The sequence below is a fragment of the Laribacter hongkongensis DSM 14985 genome (assembly GCF_000423285.1).
Lineage (GTDB): Bacteria > Pseudomonadota > Gammaproteobacteria > Burkholderiales > Aquaspirillaceae > Laribacter > Laribacter hongkongensis.
Genome location: NZ_AUHR01000041.1, coordinates 1 through 1,091, shown reverse-complemented (window position 1 = coordinate 1,091; position 1,091 = coordinate 1). Strand labels below are relative to the sequence as shown.

At 54.2% G+C, this 1,091-nt stretch carries 1 rRNA gene; it reads left to right on the top strand.

The window, feature by feature from the left end:
- Positions 1-1,091: ribosomal RNA gene (locus tag G542_RS0114130) — 23S ribosomal RNA — on the top strand; the annotation flags it as partial.

The following is a 1,091-nucleotide window of genomic DNA, read 5'->3' as shown; positions in this document are numbered from 1 at the left end:
CATTGCGATTTACCAACCCATGGCAAACTCCGAATACCGTCAAGTGCGTCCTCGGGAGACAGACAGCGGGTGCTAACGTCCGTTGTCAAGAGGGAAACAACCCAGACCGCCAGCTAAGGTCCCAAATGACATGCTAAGTGGTAAACGAAGTGGGAAGGCCAAGACAGCCAGGATGTTGGCTTAGAAGCAGCCATCATTCAAAGAAAGCGTAATAGCTCACTGGTCGAGTCGTCCTGCGCGGAAGATGTAACGGGGCTCAAGCATGTAACCGAAGCTGCGGATGCGTACTTGTACGCATGGTAGGAGAGCGTTCTGTAGGCCTGCGAAGGTGGTGGTGTAAACCCTGCTGGAGGTATCAGAAGTGCGAATGCTGACATGAGTAGCGATAAAGCGGGTGAAAGTCCCGCTCGCCGAAAACCCAAGGTTTCCTACGCAACGTTCATCGGCGTAGGGTGAGTCGGCCCCTAAGGCGAGGCAGAAATGCGTAGTCGATGGGAAACGGGTCAAGATTCCCGTACCGGTTGTGAATGCGATGGGGGGACGGAGAAGGGTAGCTCAGCGGCCTGTTGGAATAGGTCGTTTAAGCGTGTAGGAGTGGTCTCCTGGCAAATCCGGAGATCTTATCTGAGGCGTGATGACGAGGGTCTACGGACCTGAAGTGAGTAATCCCAAGCTTCCAGGAAAAGCCTCTAAGCTTCAGTTCACAACTGACCGTACCGCAAACCGACACAGGTGGGTAGGTAGAGAATACCAAGGCGCTTGAGAGAACTCGGGTTAAGGAACTCGGCAAATTGACACCGTAACTTCGGGAGAAGGTGTGCCCCGGTAGCGTGTAAGACTTCGCGTCCGAAGCGTGATGGGGTCGCAGAGAATAGGTGGCTGCGACTGTTTAATAAAAACACAGCTCTGTGCCAACACGAAAGTGGACGTATACGGAGTGACGCCTGCCCGGTGCCGGAAGGTTAAGTGATGGGGTGCAAGCTCTTGATCGAAGCCCCGGTAAACGGCGGCCGTAACTATAACGGTCCTAAGGTAGCGAAATTCCTTGTCGGGTAAGTTCCGACCCGCACGAATGGCGTAACGATGGCCAC